Here is a 17,964-nt window from a genome sequence, read left to right as displayed (position 1 = left end):
CGCTTCTCCTGCAGCCGTTGCTCGACGCTCGCACGCGTCGGGCGGGTCGCGACGCGCGGCCGGGGGCGCCGCCGCCGCCGCTCGAGCGCCTGCCAGACGCGCTCCAGCGCCAGCTGGCGATTGCGCGACTGCGAGCGCGACTCGGTGGCGATCCGGGTGAGCCCGGAGGGGCGGTGGGTGACGCGCACGCTCGACTCCGTCTTGTTCTTCTTCTGCCCGCCCGGCCCCGACGACTTGTAGGGGGTCACGGTGCAGTCTCGCGCGAGCCGGGCAAGATGCGGCGGCAGGCTCATGCCTACTCGAGCTGCTTGTGAAAGCGCTGGACGCTCATCGTGAACAGGAGCGCCGCGAACCCGGCCAGGGCCAGGGTCTGCGGCCAGATCGCGGCGAGGCCCACTCCCTTCAGGATGATGCCGCGCAGCGTTTGCAGGTAGTAGGTCAGCGGCAGGAACCAGCCCAGCCAGCGCGCGAACGCCGGCATCGCCTCGCGCGGAAACATGAAGCCCGAGAGCATGATGTTGGGCAGCAGGATGAACATCGAGGCCTGCATCGCCTGCGCCTGGGTGCGCGCCACCGTCGAGAAATAGAGTCCCAGCCCGAGGCTGGCGGTGATGAACAGCAGCGAGACCGCGTAGATCAGGAACAGGCTGCCGCGGATCGGCACGTGGAACAGCAGCGACCCCGCGATCAGCACCGTGGTCATCTGCACGTAGCCGACCAGCAGGTAGGGCGCGATCTTGCCGAGCATGATCTGGCTGCGGGTGAGCGGGGTCACGATCAGCTGCTCGAGGGTGCCGGTCTCGCGCTCGCGGACCACCGCCATCGCGGTGGTGATGATGAGCATGTTGGAGAGCAGCGCACCGATGATGCCCGGCACCATGAACAGGGCGTTCTTGAGCGCCGGGTTGTAGAGCGGTCGGATGCGAACGTCGATGGGCGGCACCTCGTTCACGGCGCGCACTCCTTCGCGCTGCTCGAGGATCTGTAGGCTCTGGCGCTGCCCGACCAGCTGGGCCGCGCCGATCGCGGCCTGCGACGAGGTGGGATCGGTGGCGTCCACCAGCACCTGGACCGCCACCGGCCGGCCGCGCTTCACGCTCTGCGCGTAGTCGGCGGGGATCACCACCGCGGCGCGGGCGCGCCCGCGATTCACTTCTTCGAGCGCGTCCGCGTAGGAGAGCACATCGCGGTGCAGCCGGAAATTGCCGGTGGCCACGAAGCGCTGGACCAGGTCGCGGCTCTCCTGGGTGCGATTCTGGTCGAACACCACGGTGGGGAGATTGCGAACGTCGGTGGTGATGGCGTACCCGAACAGGATCAGCTGCATCACCGGCACGCCCAGCATCATGCGCAGCGTCGCGCGGTCGCGCCGCATCTGGATGAATTCCTTCCAGAAGATGGCGCGAAGTCGCTCCGGGAAGATCCGGCCGAGCAACGAGACGCGCCGGACCGCGCTCGGGGCGGCGACACTCATGACTCGGCCTCCTGCAGCCTGACGAAGATGTCCTCGAGTGAAACATTGGTTCCGAACGCCGCCTTGACCTCGGTGGGCGTTCCAATCGCGGTGAGATGGCCGCGCGACAACATCGCGAGCCGATCGAAGCGTTCGGCCTCGTCCATGTAATGCGTGGTCACGATCATGGTGGTGCCGCTCTCCGAGAGCTCGCGGATGATCTGCCAGAACACGCGCCGCGCGGCCGGGTCCACGCCCGCGGTGGGTTCGTCGAGGAACAGCACCGGTGGCTCGTGCAGGAGCGAGCAGCCGAGCGCGAGCCGCTGCTTGTTGCCGCCCGACAGCGTGCCGGCGAGTTGCGAGCGTGACGCTTCGAGCCGCATCGTCCGGAGCGCCCAGTCGATGCGCGCCGGCGCGCGATCGCCCACCTCGTAGACGCCGGCGTAGAAGCGCAGGTTCTCCTCGACGGTGAGATCGCGATAGAGACCGAAGGCCTGCGACATGTAACCGATCCGGGTCTTGACCAGGTCGGGATGGCGCACGACGTCGATGCCGGCGACCGTGGCGTCGCCCGAGGTCGGCGCCAGCAGACCGCACAGCATGCGGATCGTGGTGGTCTTGCCCGATCCATTGGGCCCGAGGATGCCGAAGATCTCGCCGCGGCGGATTCCGAACGTGATGCCGGCGACCGCGATCAAGGGGCCGAACTTCCGCACCAGATCGTGGACCTCGATGACCGAGTCCACCGCCGGGCCGGGCGACGAGCCGCCGCGCAGCGGGCCGCCCGCCGGAGCCGGACTGGGACTCGCGTCACTCCACGTGACCATGGATTCGAGCATCCGCCGGAAGACCGGCTTTGAGCGCGCCGCCGCTCGGCGCCAGCTGCACCTTCACACCGAACACCAGGTTGGCCTGCTCCTCCTCGGTGAGTGCGGCGCGGGGCGTGAACTCGGCGCGCGAGGCGATCTCCACCACGCGGCCCGGGTAGGCGCGCTTCGCGCCGATCGGGCGCACCTCGACCGGCGAGCCGAGCCGCACGTCGGTGAGTTTCGGCGCCGCGACGTACACCCGCATCCACAGCGAGTCGGGATTGCCGAGCGTCACCAGCGGTGCGCCCGGTTGTGCGACCTCGCCGGGCTGGAAACTCTTGAGCAGCACCACGCCCGAAATCGGCGCGGTCAGCACCAGCTCCTGGGCGCGGCTCTTCGCTCCCGCCAGCTGCGCCTGGGCGGCGGTGGCGGCGTCGCGCGCCGCCGTGATCTGCTGGGTGCGGAAGCCGGTCTCGCGCATGCGCAAGTTCTCGGCGGCGGCGCGCGCCTTGGCGGCCGCGGCGTCGCGCTGCGCTCGGGCGCGATCGAGGTCCTGCTGCGAAACCACCCGCGACGCGGCCAGCTTCTGCATGCGCACGAGGTTCGAGTCGGCGAGCTCGGCGTCGGCGCGGGCGGCGGCGAGATCGGCGCGGGCGGCCAGCACCTCTTCGGGGCGCGCGCCGGCCTGCAGGTCGTGATACTGCGCGGCCGCGCTCTGGGCGCGCGCCGCCTGTGCCTGGAGATCCGCCACCAGCTCGCCGTGGTCGAGCACCGCGAGCGTGTCGCCGACGCGCACCGAGTCGCCCTCGTTCACGCGGATCTCGAGCACCCGGCCGCCGGCCAGCGACGACACGTCCACCTCGTCCATCTCGATGGTGCCCGACGCGCGGATCTCGCCGTTGCGCGAGCAGGAGCAGGCCAGCGTCACGAGCAGGAACACGAGCAGCGGGGGGGTGGCCGAGTGCAGCACGGTGCGGGCGGACATGGCCTCAGGATCGGTCAAGAGATAGGCGTGCGCAAACCGCCGCCGGCTCGCTCGCCGAACATCGAGCGGCTAGACTGCGCGCTTCGATCGTCGGCCGCAGTGGGAGGAAAACGGATTGATCGACACCCGTGGTCGGAGTTGCGCGGCGCCTCGCATCCTGCTCGTGATCGCCGCGCTGGCGATCGCGCTCGCGGCCTGCCGGGCGGCGTCGGCCGCCAAACGCCCGGCTCCCGCGCCGCCCGCCCAGGCGACGGCGGCGATCAGCCCCGAGCGCTTCAAGGTCGAACGGCAGGTGCTCGACAACGGCCTGGTGGTGCTGACTCACGAGGACCACGCGGTCCCGGCGATCGCGTTCTGGCAGTGGTACCGCGTGGGCTCCCGCAACGAGCGCCCGGGCATCACCGGGCTCTCGCACTTCTTCGAGCACATGATGTTCAACGGCTCGAAGAACGTTCCGCCCAAGGAGTACGACCGGATCCTCGAGTCGAACGGCGGCTACTCGAACGCCTTCACCGACCGCGACATGACCGGCTACTACGAAGAGGTCGCGTCCGAGCACCTCGACGTGCCGTTGCGACTCGACTCGGATCGCATGGCGGCGCTCTCGCTGCTGCCCGAGCAGCTGAAGAGCGAGATCGAGGTCGTGAAGGAGGAGCGCCGACTGCGCGTGGACAACGACGTGAGCGGCATGCTCGACGAGGCGCTGTGGGCGGGCGCGTTCGTCGCCTCCCCCTATCACTGGCCGGTGGTGGGATGGATGAAGGATCTCGAGCGCATTCCTCGCGAAGAGATGGTCGAGTACTTCCGTACCTACTACGCGCCCAACAACTGCATTCTGGTGCTGGTCGGGGATTTCCAGACCGCTGCGGCGCTGGCTCAGATCAAAGCGGCGTTCGGCGGGATCCCCTCGCAGCCGGCTCCGCCCCAGCCGGTGGACTCCGAGCCCGAGCAGCGCGGGGAGCGGCGGGTCGAGGTGCGTTATCCGGCCGAAACCCAGACTTTCGTCGAAGGCTACAAGGCCGGCGGCGTCCAGAGCCCGGATCTCTACGTGCTCCATCTGCTTTCGATCCTGCTCTCGGACGGCGAGTCCTCGCGACTGCATCAGACGCTGGTCTACGAGCGGCAGATGGCGCTCGACGTTTCGAGCGAATACCGGACCCGGCTGCAACCGGGGTTGTTCACGGTCTCGGTCGAGATGAAGCCTGGACGGAGCGCGGCGGACGGACAGGCGGCGCTGGATTCGGCACTGGCGGCCTTCGCCAAGGACGGGCCGGCCCCGCGCGAGCTGGAGAAGGCGAAGAATCTCGCCGAGGCCGACTTCGTGCGATCGCTCAAGACCAACAACGGCGTCGGCGAAATGCTCGCGAGTTACGAGCATCTGTTCGGTGACTACCGCGCCATGTTCCAGACCGTGGGTCGCTATCGCGCCGTGACCGCCGAGGACTGCCGCCGCGTGGCGCGCCAGTTGTTCGATTCGCGCCGGCGCACCGTCGCCGTGCTGGTGCCGGAGCCCGACTCGAGCGCTGCCGGCGACGAGGCGAAGCCATGAGGCGCGGGAGTCAGGCGCGCGCCGGCGTGCTGGCGCTCGGCATCGCGCTCGCCTCCGCGCTTCCGGCGGTCGCCGGCGCCGGGGCGCTCACGCTGCCGCCGGCGACGCGCACCACGCTCAGGAACGGACTCACCGTGCTGATCATGCCGACCGCGCGGTTGCCGCTGGTCGACATGCTGCTCGAAGTCAAAGCCGGCTCGGTCGGTGATCCCCCGGGGAAGGAGGGGCTCGCTCATCTGACCGCCGAGCTCCTGACGCAGGGGGCGGGCGAGCGCAGTGCCCGGCAGATCGCCGAGGACATCGCCTACGTCGGCGGGACGCTCGAGTCCGAGAGCGGCGAGGAGCGCATCCGGGTCTCGTGCGAGGTGCTCAAGAAGGACTTCGCGGTCGGGCTCGAGCTGCTGCGTGACGTCGCGGCGCGCCCCACTTTCCCCGTCGAGGAGTTCGAGCGCAGGCGGTCCGAGGCGCTCGGCGAGATCGCCAGCGCCGCCGACGACCCGGAAGAGGTGGCGGATCGCGAGCTGCTTCCGTTCCTGATGGGCGCGCATCCGCTCGGCCATCCGGTGCTCGGCTGGGAGGCGTCGGTGAGCGCGATGACGCGCGACGACGTGATCGCGTTCCACCGCCGCAATTTCGCGCCCGACAACGCGCTGCTCGCGGTGGTCGGCGACGTCGAGCCGAAGGTCGTGATTCCCGCGCTCGAGGCTGCATTCAAGGACTGGAAGTCGCAGGGCGGCCAGAGGTCGCAGCCCTATCCGCCGCTGGCATCGGCGCCGAAGCGCGAAGTGCGGGTGGTCTCGCGCCCCGAGGCCACGCAGAGCCAGATCCGCTTCGCCTGTCCGGCGCTGGCGCGCAATCACCCCGACTATTTCCCGGTACTGGTCGCGAATACGATCCTGGGCGGCGGGTTCACGTCGCGGCTCGTGAACGAGATCCGCGTGCAGCGCGGCCTCACCTATTCGATTCGAAGCGAGTTTCGGATGCAGCGGAACAGCGGCCAGTACGTGATCAGCACGTTCACGCGCAACGAGACCTTGCGCCAGACGATCGACGCCGTGATCGAGGTGATCAAGAAGTTGCGCGACGACGGCCCGACGGCCGAAGAGGTCGACAAGGCGCATCGCTATCTGGCCGGCCAGTTCCCGCTCGGACTGCAGGCGCCGGACGAGCTGGCCGAGCAACTGCTCGACGTCGAGTTCTATGGTCTTCCGCCCGACTACCTGCAGACCTTTGCCGACCGCGTGAACGCAGTGACGCTCGAGGACTGCCGCCGCGTGCTCAAGGCCTACTTCTGCACCGACGAGCTGAAGATCCTGGTGGTGACCCCGCCGGATCTGGGGAAGAGCGCGCTGGCCGGGCTCGGGCCGCTGTCGGTCAAGGACATCCGATAGGCGCGCGCATGACCCGACTCGAGGAGCTCGGCGAGTTCGAATTGATTCGCAGGCTCACCGCGAACCTTCGGCTCGGCCCGGACGTGCGCGAGGGCCCGGGGGACGACGCCGCGGTGGTGCGGCCCGATCCCGGCCGCGACCTCGTCATCACCAACGATGCGCTGATCTCCGGCCGTCACTGGCTCGACGAGTGGATCGAGCCCGCCGACCTCGGCGCGCGGCTCGCGCTCGCCAACTTGAGCGACGTGGCGGCGATGGCGGCGCGCCCGCGCTGGGCGGTGATCGCGATGGGCCTCAAGCCCGACCGACTCGAGGCGTGGGTGAGCGCGGTGCAATCCGGCGTGGAATCGACGCTGGCTCGCGAGAACGCCTGGCTGGTCGGCGGCAATCTCGGCTCGGTGGAGCTTCAGGAGTGGCTCTGCCTCACTCTGATCGGCGACGTGCAACCGGAGCGGGCGTGGACGCGCCGTGGCGCTCGGGCCGGCGACCTGATCGCGGTCACCGGCTCGCCGGGACGCGCCGGCGCGGCGCCGCGACTGATCCGGAGACTCGGCGCGGGCGCGCGCGCCGCGGAATGGTCGCCGCTGCTCGAGGCCTGGCGGCGGCCCACCCCGCGAGTGGACTTCGCGCGCGCGCTGGCCGCCAGCGGCGTGGTGGTCGCGGCCATCGACCTCTCCGACGGCGTCGCCGGCGACCTCGGCCACCTGTGCGCGGCAGGTGGCGTCGGCGCCGAGCTCGAGGCGTCGGCCTGGGGCGACGATCCGCCGCTCGAAGCCGCCGCTCGCACGCTCTCGGTTCCGCTCGAAGAGCTGCGCGCCGGCGCCAGCGACGACTACGAGCTGCTGCTGGCGGTGCGCGCTTCCGGGCGAGCGACCTGCGAGGCCGTGGCGCGCGAGGCGGGTGTCCCGCTCCACTTCGTGGGCCGCTTCACGCCCGATGCCGGCGTGATCGAGTGGCTCGAGGGCGGTACCCGGCGCCCGCTGCGGGCGCGCGGGTTCGAGCATTTTGTCTAGCGGTACAGCGCCTTCAGCCTTCCCCAGGTCGAAGTGCGCGCCGCGGTGGTGCAGAGCAGCGAGGTGCCGAAGTTCGGATGCGCCTTCTGCCAGGAACTGGCGCCGTGGTCGGTGGCCGCACCGCAGAACGTGATCGAGTAGCCGCTGCCGCCATTCGGCAGATCGGTGACGTCGACGACGTCGCCGGTGTTCCAGAGCCCGGCGGTCACCGCGGTGGCGCGGTTCGGCTGCGCCGCCTGACCGGCGACGCCCCACTCGACGTAGTCCACCATCTGATTGGCGTCGGTGAGTGACGCGGGCGCCGTCGAGCCCCCCGGGCCGGTCGTACTGTTGGGTACGTAGAGCGCGAACGATCCCGCGGCACCCATGTCGCCGATGCTCGGCAGATAGATGTTGGTCGCGTCATTGGTGCCGCTGGCGTTGAGGTGAAGGGTCAGACTCGAATTGGCGCCGAGGAAGATCCCCGTGCCCAGCGTCGTCGCGGTGCTGTTGGGGGTGACTCGGAAAAGGTCCAGGAAGTCCCCGTTCGTTCCGAGGTTGGTGATCTGGACGCGATCCGCGCCCGCGGCTCCGGCGAATTCGACCTCGGTGATGCGGTAGTTCGCGACGCTCGCGGTCCCGGCGGGATTGATGTTGAGGGTGCCGACCATGGTGGGGAAATGCGGAAAGCAGTAATAGGGCACGGATCCGCTTCCCGCCACCTTCCAGAAGAAACCCGTGCCGGCGGGCTGGCCTGCGGCACTGCCCGTGCTGCGAAATACCCCGGTTCCGCCTGAGCTTCCGTCCGTGCCGCTGGTCACGGTGTGGTTGCTGCCCGACCAGACCCACACCACCTGATCGCCGACGTTGGCGCTCAGCGTACTGGGAGTGAAGCTGAGCCCGCCGGCGCCGACGAAGACGGTCGCCTGCCCGGCGAACGCCGGCGACCAGCAGGAAAGCGCGAGCACGACGGCGACCGCGGACCGGAAGAGAGGCTTCCTACGCATGATGAACCTCGGAGTACGGCGCTCAGCGCCCAGATCGTTTGGTCTTCGCGACCCGCGTTCGGCTCCCGGTCGAGCCACGCGCGGCCGCCTTCACGCCGGCCCTGGGTGAAGTCTTGGAGGTGGAGGAGGCCGCCGGCCGAGCCGGCGTACGAGTCGCGGCGCGTGAAGCGGTTGGGGGGCGCGAGGCCGCGCCCGCGCGACTCGCGCGCGAGGGCTCCGCCTGGGTCGCCGAGGTGAGCCGGGCGACGCCGAGCGGCGGCCCGTCGCCGGAGGCGACCCGATTGGTGGGCGCGACGCCGGCGCCGGCGAACAGATCGAGCGAGGCGCCGCTCAGCCGCGCGAAGTGCGCTTCGTGGCCGAGCAGCCAGCGCTTGCGCGGCACGCCGCCGCCGTAGCCGACCATGCTGCCGTCCGAGCCGATCACGCGGTGGCAGGGAATGATGATGGCGATCGGATTCTGATGGTTGGCGAGCCCGATGGCCCGCGCCGCCCTGGGCTGATGCACGGCCTTCGCGATCTGCCCGTAGGTGCGAGTCTCGCCGTAGGGAATCTCGCGCAGCGCGTTCCACACCTGGAGCTGGAATTCCGAGCCGACCGGATCGAGCGCCACGTCGAATTGCGTCAGCGCGCCGCAGAAGTAACCCTCGAGCTGATCGACGACCGGCTTGAGGTCGAGCAACGACGCTTCCCATTCGGCGCCGGGATTCTCGTCACGGTGCGAATCCACCGCGCGCTTGATGCTGCGCTTGTCGAGGAACTCGAGGTAGCGCAGGCCGTTCTCGGTCGCGGCGAGGAACAGGAGACCGAGGGGCCCGGGAGCCGACATGACGTGGTAGGCGATGCGCATGCGGCGGGAGCATAGCCGAGGCTCACGAGCGCTCCAAACCCGGCCGCGCGCGTGTTGAGAAGCGGGAAACCGCGCCGCGGTGGTTACAGGCGCGGAACGAATCCGCCGGTGCGCGCGCGATAGGCCTCCCAGGCCCCGCCGAAATGTTCGCGCAGCGCCCGCTCTTCATCGGTTGCGCGCGCGCCGAGCAACATCGCCATGAGCGCGAGTGGAATCAGGCCGAGCGCGCTCCCGAACGCCAGAACCGCGCCGGCCGCGGCGAGCCATGCCCCCGCGTAGCCGGGATGCCGCATCCGGGCGTACAGGCCGCGGGACTCCAGCGCGTGTCCGGGCAGGATCGCGATGGTGGGATCGAAACGCGAGCCGAGCTGCGCCATCGCAGCGATACGCAGCCCGAGCCCGGCCGCCGCGAGCGCGACGCCGAACCAGCCGCGCGCGTCACCGCCGGGAATCATCGCCAGGTTCAGGCGTTCGCCCCAGGCCGCGAGTGGCGGCGTCGCGACCGGCAGCACGAAGAGCCCGAGGATCCGCAGCGGATCGCTGGCGCGGCGCGTGCCCTCGACCGCGCGCACCGGCTGGGCGATCGCCAGCAGCAGCGCCCCGCCGAACCACACCCCGAGCAGCGCCAGCGCGCGCCAGTGGCCGAGCAGGATCGGGATGCCGCCCAGCGCCCAGGCGAGCAGCGCGGCGTCGAGCGCGGTGGCGGCGAACGCGGCCAGCACCGCCGCCGCTCGAGTTCCGCGGGCCGGGGGGGAGGGCCGCGGAGCTTCCACCTAGAATTGCTCCAACACCAGTTCCTGCTTGGCCCAGTCGATCGTGATGCGCGTGTTCTCGAAGAACTCGCCGGCCAGGATCGCGTCCCGCCGTACGCCATGTCGCCACATCTCGGCGGAATCCATGGCATTCGACCAGCCGGCCACGTGATCGGTGACCATCCGTCCGACCGTGATCGAGGGCACCGTGACGCCCACCCACGGGCGGCCCTGCATGATGGTGCCCATGCTCTTCATGAACTTGGAGATCGCGCCGCCCTTGAGCCCCAGCTCCTCGAACACCTCGTTGGGCGCGGCGAAGCCGCAGCCCGGCACGCCGGTCTGCACCACCATCGCCATCTTGCGACTGCCGCCGACCGTGCCGCGCACCATCAGCTCGCACTCGCCCCACAGCTCGAACGGCACGCGGATGGCGTCCGGGCCGGCCGCGGCCGCGACCCCGCCTTCGAGAGGTCGAAGCTCGAGCCGCTTGCGCTTGTAGTCGATGGTGGGCGTGAAGCGCCGCAGCAGATTGAGGCCGATCACGCCCGCCACCTGCTCGCCGGTCGGATTCACCTCGATGCTCCACTTGTGGAGCGACAGGATGCCCGCCGGGATGCGTTCGATCTTGATGCCGTTGATCTCGAGCTTCTGGACGATCGCGTTCTTGACCGCGAAGCGCGAGCCGCACCAGAAGGCCAGCGATTGGCCCGGCAGCTTCGTGACGTTGGCCCGCGACGCCCACATCGGATCGATGAGCAGGTCCGAGGCGCCGGTGTCGAGCGCCATCAGCACGACTTCGCCATTGAGCCTCACCGAGACCAGCGGCACGGGATAGCTGCGCGACCACATCAGCGACACTTCCTTCGGCGGCGAAACGATCTGGAACGGCGGGGCCTCGGCCAGGTTTTCGAGCAGCGAGGCGCGGCCCGCGTCGTCGGCGTCTTCGGCGAGCCTGGCGGCGTCCGCCCACTCGCCGCGGCGCAGGCGCGTCGAGTAGAGATCGGCGATCGTTCCCTCTTCGACATTGCCGGCGGCGGTGAGCAGGCTCTCGGCCTCGGCGAGGTGGTTGTCGAACAGGGCGAGCTTGCCGAGCCCGGCGAGCGCCGAGGGATCGCCGGGCTTGAGCGCCAGCACGCGCGTGAAGAGCTTGCGCGCGTCGGGGCCGCGCCCGAGCCGCAGCAGCGCCACGCCCAGCGTGTCGAGCCGCGCCGCATCATCGGCGTGGCCGACCGTGTCGCGCGTCGCCTCGCGCAATTGGAGCTGGGCGTCGCGCAGGGTCGGATCGGGCTGCAGCCAGTCGGCGCGCGCGACCGCGATCGTCAGCGCCGCCAACGCCAGCGCCGCGAGCGGAAAACGCACCGCCCGGAGCGCACCGCGCCGAGCCCGCGGCCGCCCGTCGCTCACGCGCCGAGGAATTTCCGGGTGGTGCGCAGCATCATCTCGGCGCCGAGCGCCAGCACCTGCTCGTCCACGTCGAAGCGCGGATGGTGGTGATCCCACACCAGGCCCTTCGATTCGTTACGCGAGCCGACCGCGATGAAGCAGCCCGGCACGCGCGCCAGGAACGCCGAGAAGTCCTCGCCGCCCATGGTGCGCACGTTGGATCGGACGTGATCGGCGCCCACCATCTCGATCGCGACGCCGCGCGCCAGCTCGGCCATGGCCGAGTCGTTGACGGTCGGGCGATTCATGCGATCGAGCTTGAGCTCGGCGCGACAGCCCATGCCCTCGGCGACGCCCTTCACGATCCGCTCGACCCGGCCGGGAATCTCCTTCCAGACGTCGGGATCGAAGCTGCGGATGGTGCCGTTCATCCAGGCGTTCTGCGGAATGATGTTGAACGCGGTCCCGGCGCGCAGCTGCGTGACGCTCACCACGATCTCGCGGAATGGATCGGTGTTGCGGCTGGCGATGGTCTGGAGCGCGGTCACGATGTGCGCGAGCGCGACGATCGGATCGGAGCTGAGATGGGGCATGGCGCCGTGCGCGCCCTTGCCGTGCACGGTGATCGCGAATTCATCGACCGCCGCCATGAACGGGCCCGAGGTGACGCCGATGGTGCCGACCGGCAGGTCCTGCCACACGTGCATGCCGAAGGTGGCATCGGGCTTCGCGTAGTCGAGCGCGCCGTCGCGGATCATGGCTTCGGCGCCGCCGCCCCATTCCTCGGCGGGCTGGAAGCACAGCACCACCTTGCCGGGGAGCTGGGGGGCGTCGTGCACCAGCTGCTTCGCCACCGCGAGCAGGATCGAAGTGTGGCAATCGTGCCCGCACGCGTGCATCTTGCCGGGCGTCTGCGAGCGGTAGGGAACGTCGTTCTCTTCGTGGATCGGCAGGGCGTCCATGTCGGCGCGCAGCATCACGGTCTTGCCCGGGCGACCGCCCTGGATCGTGGCCATCACGCCGGTCTTGCCGATTCCGGTGCGCGGCGTGAGCCCCAGAACCTTCAGCTTCTCGGTGACGATGCCGGAGGTGCGCACCTCTTCGAACGCGGTCTCGGGATGCATGTGCAGGTCGCGGCGGACTGCGACCAGCTCGTTCAGGTCGATGGCGCTGTGAGTGAGCGTGGCCATGAGAAGACTCCGGGCTTCGGGTGCGCGGGTCGGGCGCGGATGGACTGCCGATGAGCGGCGCGAGCCTAGCACACGGACTGTCTGAGCACGCCGCGCGGGGAATCCGGCTAGTGGGTCTGACCCACTACCGGAATCCGATGGCGTCGGGCGCGCTCGACTGCGACCTCCTGCCTCGGTCTCGCTGTCGTCGCGGGCTCCGCAATCCTCTCCTGCGCCCGATGCGGAGCCCGGGGCCCCGAGACCCCCCGCGGCACGCTCAGACCGGGCCTAGGCCGCGGTCAGCAGCAGCGGCGCGCCCTTTCGCACCACCAGGGTGTGCTCGAAGTGCGCGGCGAGCGCCCCGTCGGCGGTGCGCAGGGTCCAGCCGTCGGGACCCTCGACCACGTCAGCGGAGCCGGCGCTGATGATCGGCTCGAGCGTGATCACCAGCCCCTCCTCGAGCCAGGCGCGCTCGGTGGGATCGCCCCAGTTGGGAATGGTCGGCGCTTCGTGAATCGTGCGGCCGATGCCGTGGCCGGTGAGCGCGCGCACCACGCGGAAGCCACGGCGCCGCACCGCCGCTTCCACCGCCGCGCCGACGTCGCAGGCCCGCCGGCCGGGCCGCACCTCGCGCAGCGCGGCGTGGAACGCGTGCTCGGCGGCCTCGGCCAGCGCCCGCGCGCGTGCCGCCACGCGTCCGACCGGGACGGTGATCGCGGCATCGGCCATGAAGCCATCCTTCTCGGCGGTGACGTCGAGCTTCACCAGATCGCCCGCTTCGAGGGCTCGCTCCGAAGGGACGCCGTGCACGATTTCGTCGTTGACGCTGATGCAGTTGTCGCCCGGGAATCCGTAGACCAGCCGCGGCGCCGAGCGCGCGCCCTGGGCCCGCAGCGTGCGCGCGCCGATCGCGTCGAGCGCGGCGGTGGTGATTCCGGGCCGCACCGCCGCGCGCAGATCCTCCAGCACGCGGCGCACCACGCGCCCGGCCTCGATCAGCGCCTCGAGCTCGGCTTCGGTTTCGATGCACATGCGCGCCTCCCAACGGAAGAGCCCGGAGCCTGCGCCCCGGGCTCTCGCCGTGCTGACGGGCGATCCCTCGCCCTTACTTCTGCAGCATGTTCTGCTTCTGCGTCTCGCGCTTCAGCGCTTCCTTGTTAAGCACCACGAACTCGACGCGGCGGTTCTTGGCGCGGCCGAGCGCGGTGTTGTTCGGCGCGATCGGTTTGGTTTGCCCGTAGCCCTTGACCGTGAATTGGTCGGCCTTGAGGTCGGGGAACTTCTTGGTCAGGTAGTCGAGCACCGCCTGAGCGCGCTGCTCGCTCAGCTTCTGATTCTTCGCGGGCACGCCCTGCGAGTCGGTGTGGCCGCCGACCTCGATCTTGAGCTCCGGCCACTTGCTCAGGATCTGGCCGACCTCGTCGAGCGCCGGGTACGAATCCGGCGTGAGCACCGCCTTGCCCGAAGCGAAGTTCACCTCGTGCAGCCGGATCATGCCGGTGTCGAGCAGCTCGGTTTCCTTCTCGCTCACCACGATCGGGCAGCCGGTGGCGTCGACCTTGGCGCCGGCCGGCGTGTCGGGGCACTTGTCGAGCCCGTCGCACACGCCGTCGTTGTCGGAGTCCATCGGACAGCCGTTGGCGTCCACCTTGCAGCCCGCCGGCGTATTGGCGCACTGATCGAGGCCGTCGTAGACACCGTCACCATCACTGTCGATCGGGCAACCGGTGGCGTCGACCTTGGCGCCGGCCGGCGTGTTCGGACACTTGTCGATCCCGTCGAACACACCATCCTTGTCGGCGTCACTCGGGCAGCCGTACTGGTTGACGGTCGCGCCGACCGGGGTTTCGGGACACTGGTCGAGGCCGTCGAGCACGCCGTCCTTGTCGGCGTCGTGCGGGCAGCCCTCGGCGTCCACCTTCGCGCCTTTCGGCGTGTCGGGGCACTTGTCGGACTTGTCGGGGACTCCGTCGCCGTCGGTGTCGCGCGCCTTCGCGCCAAGGGCGAAGGTGACGCCCGCGCCGAGCACGGTGAAGGTGGTCTTGGTGCCGCCGTTGTCTTTCGGCACCCAGATCAGCTGCCGGAATTCGGCGCGCAGGCCGATGCCGTCGTTGAGCCAGAAATTGAGCCCGGCACCGTACTCGCCGAGACCCTGATCCGCCTTGGAGCCGCCGCTGCTCGGCTTGAGCTGGCCCCAGCCGGCGCCGGCGAAGACGAACGGCCCGCCATAGCGGCCCGCCCACGGCGTCGCGACCAGGTCGCCGGTGAGGTGCATCCAGTCCACGTTGGTGCCGCCGCTCGCCACGTCCTCCTCGGTCGGCGTGAAACCGCCCGCGGCTTCGATGCCGCCCCACTTGAACGCCTGGTAGCCGACGCGGCCGCCCAGGTAGGCGTTGTCTTTCAGCTGGTTCGTGCCGGGGAACTTGAGGCCGCTGTCGAACAGCGTGAAGCCCCCGAAGGGCGTGACGGTCCAGTATTTCCCGAGCGGCTCGGCGGAAGCCGCCCTCGCGCATAGAGCCGCGGTCAGCATCAGCGTTACGACTCGCCATGGGCGCTTCATAGGCGTTGCCTCCTCTGTCCATGAGAGGCGACCGCGAGCTGAAATCGTGTTCACTCGCGGCGCGTTCCGCCGGAACCGGCGGCAATCGGGCGGCACGATAGCGGCGCTGGGGACGCGAAGCAAGACTCCGCTCGGGGGCGAAGCGGCGCGCGACGCGTTGCCATAATTCCGGCAAGGAACTGCGACAGTTCTTCCCTGCGCAGCCGAGACCGACATTGCCCTTGTATGCCGGGGCGCCCGGCGAGAGACTCGCGCAATCGATCTCAGGATGAGATCGCCTCTTGCACGAGACCACGGCACTCACGGAGGAGTCCGCCATGCGCCGCTCGGCCGCGTTCCTTCTTGTTCTGCTTCTGCTTCCCGCCCCGCTGGCCCGCGCTGCTCATGCGCGCCCAAGTTCGCTCCAGTTCGATAGCGGCACCTGGATCCCGCTCGCCCCCCCAGACCCAGTGCCCTCTCCGCGCCAGGCCGGCGCCGTCGCCTATGACCCCATCGGCGAGCAAATGATTCTGTTTGGCGGTGAAGCGCTGAACGACACCTGGTCGCTCGATTTGTCCGGCTCTCCGACCTGGACACAGCTGATCACCGCGCATTCGCCCACGGCGCGCTCTGGCGCGTTGATGGTCTACGACTCTCGCCGTCGACAGATGATCCTGTTCGGCGGAAACCAGGGCAATTCCTACGTGAACGACGTGTGGGTGCTGAATCTCACGGGTACGCCCGACTGGACTCCGTTGACGCCCGCCGGAAGTCTTCCTACCGCCAGAATGGCTGCCACCGGCATGTACGATCCGGTTAGAGATCGTCTGCTCGTGTTCGCGGGGTACCCCCCGGCGACTTCGGGCTCGACCGTCTGGGCGCTCAGTCTCGGGAGTGCCCCAAGCTGGGATCAGCTCGGCGTGACAGGCATTCTTCCCTCGCCCCGGTGGGGCGCCGTCGGCGGGTACGATCCCGAGAACGACCGCTTCATCATCACCTCGGGTAGCGCCACCGATGATCCCGCCGGGACCACCGACGTGTGGGCCCTGTCGCTGGGCGTCTCGCTGCAGTGGACGCTGATGGATCCCCCAGGGCTTCATCCACAGAGTCGCTTCATCGCTTCTGCGGTCTACGATCGGCCGAACAAGCGGTTTCTCTTGTTCGGAGGATTCGGCGCGCTTGGCCCGCTCAGCGACCTTTGGGATCTGGAAGACGCGGGGTCGGGAGCGTGGGTCTCCCTCGGCCCGGCCGGACCTCGTCCGTCGGCACGGCGGAATCACATGGCCGTGTATGACGAGCAGAATAGCCGCATGATCCTCTTTGGTGGCCTCAACGACGCCACCGTCGTCACCAACGACCTTTGGTCCCTCCAATTCCCTCCGGCGGCCCCGCTGCTGCCCGAGATCGACTCTTTCGAGCCAGCGGGAGGCCAGGTGGGTGCGACCGTAATCATTCACGGACATCACCTGGACGAGGTCTCCGGAGTCTCATTCAATGGCGTACCTGCAACGGTCTTCTCTGCAGTTCCACTCCAGGCGCAGGCGCAGGTACCGGCGGGCGCCACCACCGGGCGCATTCGTTGCACCTCGGCGACGGGCTTCGCCGAGAGCGCCACCGATTTCTTCATAGGTGATCCGCCCGTGCTGCTTGGCGCGGAGCCGGATTCCGGCGGACCTCGTGCTCAAATCCTCCTATCCGGGAGAAATTTCACGGGTGCGACGCGCGTCTCGTTCGGCGGCTCGAGCCCGACCGCCTTCTCAGTGACCTCAGATACAACGATCCTCGCGTTCGTCGGACTCAACGGCACCACCGGGCACGTCACGGTCGCGAATCCGGTTGGCAGCTCCGTCGGGGCGTTCGAGTTCCATGTTCTGGCCGCGATCGCGACGCCCCGCCTGCTCCCGGTGCGAGACGTTCCCAACGATCAGGGTGGGCGCGTCACGTTGCGCTGGGAGGCGAGCGACTTCGACGAGCCTTCCACCGGCACCATCACCAGCTATCGCGTGTGGCGCCGCGCTCCGGCCGCGCTCTCGGCGTCGCCGGGCGATCACGTCCAGGCCGCGGACTACTGGGAGCCGCTCGCGGATCTGCCCGCGGCGTTTCTCCCAGGCTACGCGTACACGGCGGCCACGCCGTTCGACTCGACTGCAGACGCGAATCCTTACACGGCGTTCTTCGTGCAGGCGCTGACCGCGGATCGCCTCACCTTCTACACCTCAAACGTGGACAGCGGCTACTCGGTGGACAATCTGGCGCCGCCCGAGCCGACGCCGTTCGTCGCGACCTATTCCGCCTCACAGGCGGCGCTGCACTGGCGCGCCAGCCGCGCGGCCGACTTCCGCGAGTTCCGGCTCTACCGGGGGATGGGTCCGAGTTTCCCGCTGGCGCCGCAGAACCTGCTGGTGGCCACGCAGGACACCGGCTACGTCGACGTGGCCGCGGGGCCGAACGACTATTCGTACAAGCTGATCGCGCTCGACATCCATGGCAACGCGAGCCGGGCCGCGATGGTGTCGCCCGAGACGCCGGTGGCGACGCTCGCATCACTGCTGAGCGCCGAGGCGAATGCCACCCGCATCCGCCTCGCGTGGTACTCGGGCGACGCGCCCGGCGCGCTGGCGACCGTCTATCGCCGGCAGCTCGATGGCGATTGGCAAGTCGTGGCGCAAATCGTGGCCGATGGCAGCGGAATCCTTCGTTATGAAGATCACGCGATCGTCGCCGGCCAGCGTTACGGCTATCGGCTGGGCATCGTCGATGGCGGGGTCGTGACGTTCGCGGGAGAAGTGTGGCTCACCGCCGAGACGCCGCAGTTCTCGATGGCCGCGGTCTGGCCGAATCCGGCGAGTGGCGGGCGCTTCTCGGTGGCGTTCGATCTGGCGAGCGCGGAGGCCGCCTCGCTCGAGCTGTGGGACGTGGCCGGACGGCGAATCGACCGCCGCGAAGTGGGCGCCCTCGGCGCGGGCCACCATCAGCTCGAGTTCGGCGGCGACACGCGCCTCGCGCCCGGCGTTTATCTGCTGCGGTTGAGCTCGGCGGGCCGGAAGCTCAGCTCGAGGGTCGTGCTGCTGAACTGAGCGCGCGG

Annotated in this window: 15 protein-coding genes; 4 read left to right on the top strand and 11 right to left on the bottom strand. The window is 69.6% G+C overall.

Annotated elements, in window-relative coordinates; genetic code table 11:
- The 4 genes from VMJ70_02970 to VMJ70_02955 form a co-directional block, all read right to left on the bottom strand.
- Positions 1-293: peptide chain release factor-like protein (locus VMJ70_02970; protein HTO90071.1), on the bottom strand; the 293-nt coding region annotated here is incomplete at its 3' end.
- A 2-nt stretch (positions 294-295) separates the two neighbouring features.
- Positions 296-1,474, bottom strand: a complete 1,179-nt coding sequence (locus tag VMJ70_02965; GenBank protein HTO90070.1) for an ABC transporter permease — start codon at positions 1,472-1,474, stop codon at positions 296-298.
- Positions 1,471-2,280 (bottom strand): ABC transporter ATP-binding protein, encoded by an 810-nt coding sequence (locus VMJ70_02960; protein ID HTO90069.1) that lies wholly within the window; start codon positions 2,278-2,280, stop codon positions 1,471-1,473. Before VMJ70_02960 ends, VMJ70_02965 begins: the two co-directional genes overlap by 4 nt.
- A complete protein-coding gene (locus tag VMJ70_02955; GenBank protein ID HTO90068.1) occupies positions 2,264-3,247 on the bottom strand; it encodes an HlyD family efflux transporter periplasmic adaptor subunit in 984 nt (327 codons plus the stop codon). Before VMJ70_02955 ends, VMJ70_02960 begins: the two co-directional genes overlap by 17 nt.
- A gap of 115 nt (positions 3,248-3,362) precedes the next feature.
- Here VMJ70_02955 and VMJ70_02950 point away from each other — a divergent pair, with 115 nt between their 5' ends.
- From VMJ70_02950 to thiL, 3 genes are read left to right on the top strand one after another with little or no spacing between them, the layout of a single operon-like run.
- The gene (locus VMJ70_02950) at positions 3,363-4,796 is read left to right on the top strand and encodes a pitrilysin family protein (protein HTO90067.1); all 1,434 of its coding nucleotides are present in this window, start codon (positions 3,363-3,365) and stop codon (positions 4,794-4,796) included.
- The gene (locus tag VMJ70_02945) at positions 4,793-6,187 is read left to right on the top strand and encodes a pitrilysin family protein (GenBank protein ID HTO90066.1); all 1,395 of its coding nucleotides are present in this window, start codon (positions 4,793-4,795) and stop codon (positions 6,185-6,187) included. The genes VMJ70_02950 and VMJ70_02945 overlap by 4 nt, the downstream gene beginning before the upstream one ends.
- 8 nt (positions 6,188-6,195) lie before the next feature.
- Complete coding sequence (thiL, locus tag VMJ70_02940) at positions 6,196-7,200, top strand: thiamine-phosphate kinase (protein HTO90065.1); 1,005 nt, start codon at positions 6,196-6,198, stop codon at positions 7,198-7,200.
- Here thiL and VMJ70_02935 read toward each other — a convergent pair.
- From VMJ70_02935 to VMJ70_02905, 7 genes are all read right to left on the bottom strand, one after another.
- Positions 7,197-8,186, bottom strand: coding sequence for a plastocyanin/azurin family copper-binding protein (locus VMJ70_02935; protein ID HTO90064.1), 990 nt, complete (start codon positions 8,184-8,186; stop codon positions 7,197-7,199). The two genes, thiL and VMJ70_02935, sit on opposite strands and share 4 nt — an antisense overlap.
- A 22-nt stretch (positions 8,187-8,208) precedes the next feature.
- Positions 8,209-9,033 (bottom strand): methylated-DNA--[protein]-cysteine S-methyltransferase, encoded by an 825-nt coding sequence (locus tag VMJ70_02930; GenBank protein HTO90063.1) that lies wholly within the window; start codon positions 9,031-9,033, stop codon positions 8,209-8,211.
- A gap of 83 nt (positions 9,034-9,116) precedes the next feature.
- Positions 9,117-9,755, bottom strand: coding sequence for an isoprenylcysteine carboxylmethyltransferase family protein (locus VMJ70_02925; GenBank protein ID HTO90062.1), 639 nt, complete (start codon positions 9,753-9,755; stop codon positions 9,117-9,119).
- Positions 9,756-9,806: 51 nt separating this feature from the next.
- The gene (locus VMJ70_02920; protein ID HTO90061.1) at positions 9,807-11,192 is read right to left on the bottom strand and encodes an aspartyl protease family protein; all 1,386 of its coding nucleotides are present in this window, start codon (positions 11,190-11,192) and stop codon (positions 9,807-9,809) included.
- On the bottom strand, positions 11,189-12,361 hold the full coding sequence (locus VMJ70_02915) for an amidohydrolase (protein HTO90060.1): 1,173 nt from the start codon (positions 12,359-12,361) through the stop codon (positions 11,189-11,191). The genes VMJ70_02920 and VMJ70_02915 overlap by 4 nt, the downstream gene beginning before the upstream one ends.
- A 267-nt stretch (positions 12,362-12,628) precedes the next feature.
- Complete coding sequence (gene map, locus VMJ70_02910; protein ID HTO90059.1) at positions 12,629-13,372, bottom strand: type I methionyl aminopeptidase; 744 nt, start codon at positions 13,370-13,372, stop codon at positions 12,629-12,631.
- A 73-nt stretch (positions 13,373-13,445) separates the two neighbouring features.
- Positions 13,446-14,900, bottom strand: coding sequence for an OmpA family protein (locus VMJ70_02905; protein ID HTO90058.1), 1,455 nt, complete (start codon positions 14,898-14,900; stop codon positions 13,446-13,448).
- A gap of 503 nt (positions 14,901-15,403) precedes the next feature.
- On the opposite strand from VMJ70_02905, the gene VMJ70_02900 reads away from it, so the two are divergent.
- Positions 15,404-17,956 (top strand): kelch repeat-containing protein, encoded by a 2,553-nt coding sequence (locus VMJ70_02900; GenBank protein HTO90057.1) that lies wholly within the window; start codon positions 15,404-15,406, stop codon positions 17,954-17,956.
- Positions 17,957-17,964: the final 8 nt, after the last annotated feature.

The sequence above is a fragment of the Candidatus Sulfotelmatobacter sp. genome, assembly GCA_035498555.1.
Classification (GTDB): Bacteria; Eisenbacteria; RBG-16-71-46; order RBG-16-71-46; family RBG-16-71-46; genus DATKAB01.
The sequence above is the reverse complement of the archived record's forward strand: the minus strand, read 5'-3'. Positions and strand labels throughout refer to the sequence as shown.

Coding starts and splice junctions, on each gene's coding strand:
- map (HTO90059.1), bottom strand. CDS start 13,372: ATGTGCATCGAAACCGAAGCCGAGCTCGAGGCGCTGATCGAGGCCGGG.
- VMJ70_02935 (HTO90064.1), bottom strand. CDS start 8,186: ATGCGTAGGAAGCCTCTCTTCCGGTCCGCGGTCGCCGTCGTGCTCGCG.
- VMJ70_02900 (HTO90057.1), top strand. CDS start 15,404: ATGATTCTGTTTGGCGGTGAAGCGCTGAACGACACCTGGTCGCTCGAT.
- VMJ70_02955 (HTO90068.1), bottom strand. CDS start 3,247: ATGTCCGCCCGCACCGTGCTGCACTCGGCCACCCCCCCGCTGCTCGTG.
- VMJ70_02930 (HTO90063.1), bottom strand. CDS start 9,033: ATGCGCATCGCCTACCACGTCATGTCGGCTCCCGGGCCCCTCGGTCTC.
- VMJ70_02915 (HTO90060.1), bottom strand. CDS start 12,361: ATGGCCACGCTCACTCACAGCGCCATCGACCTGAACGAGCTGGTCGCA.
- VMJ70_02960 (HTO90069.1), bottom strand. CDS start 2,280: ATGGTCACGTGGAGTGACGCGAGTCCCAGTCCGGCTCCGGCGGGCGGC.
- VMJ70_02945 (HTO90066.1), top strand. CDS start 4,793: ATGAGGCGCGGGAGTCAGGCGCGCGCCGGCGTGCTGGCGCTCGGCATC.
- VMJ70_02905 (HTO90058.1), bottom strand. CDS start 14,900: ATGAAGCGCCCATGGCGAGTCGTAACGCTGATGCTGACCGCGGCTCTA.
- VMJ70_02965 (HTO90070.1), bottom strand. CDS start 1,474: ATGAGTGTCGCCGCCCCGAGCGCGGTCCGGCGCGTCTCGTTGCTCGGC.
- thiL (HTO90065.1), top strand. CDS start 6,196: ATGACCCGACTCGAGGAGCTCGGCGAGTTCGAATTGATTCGCAGGCTC.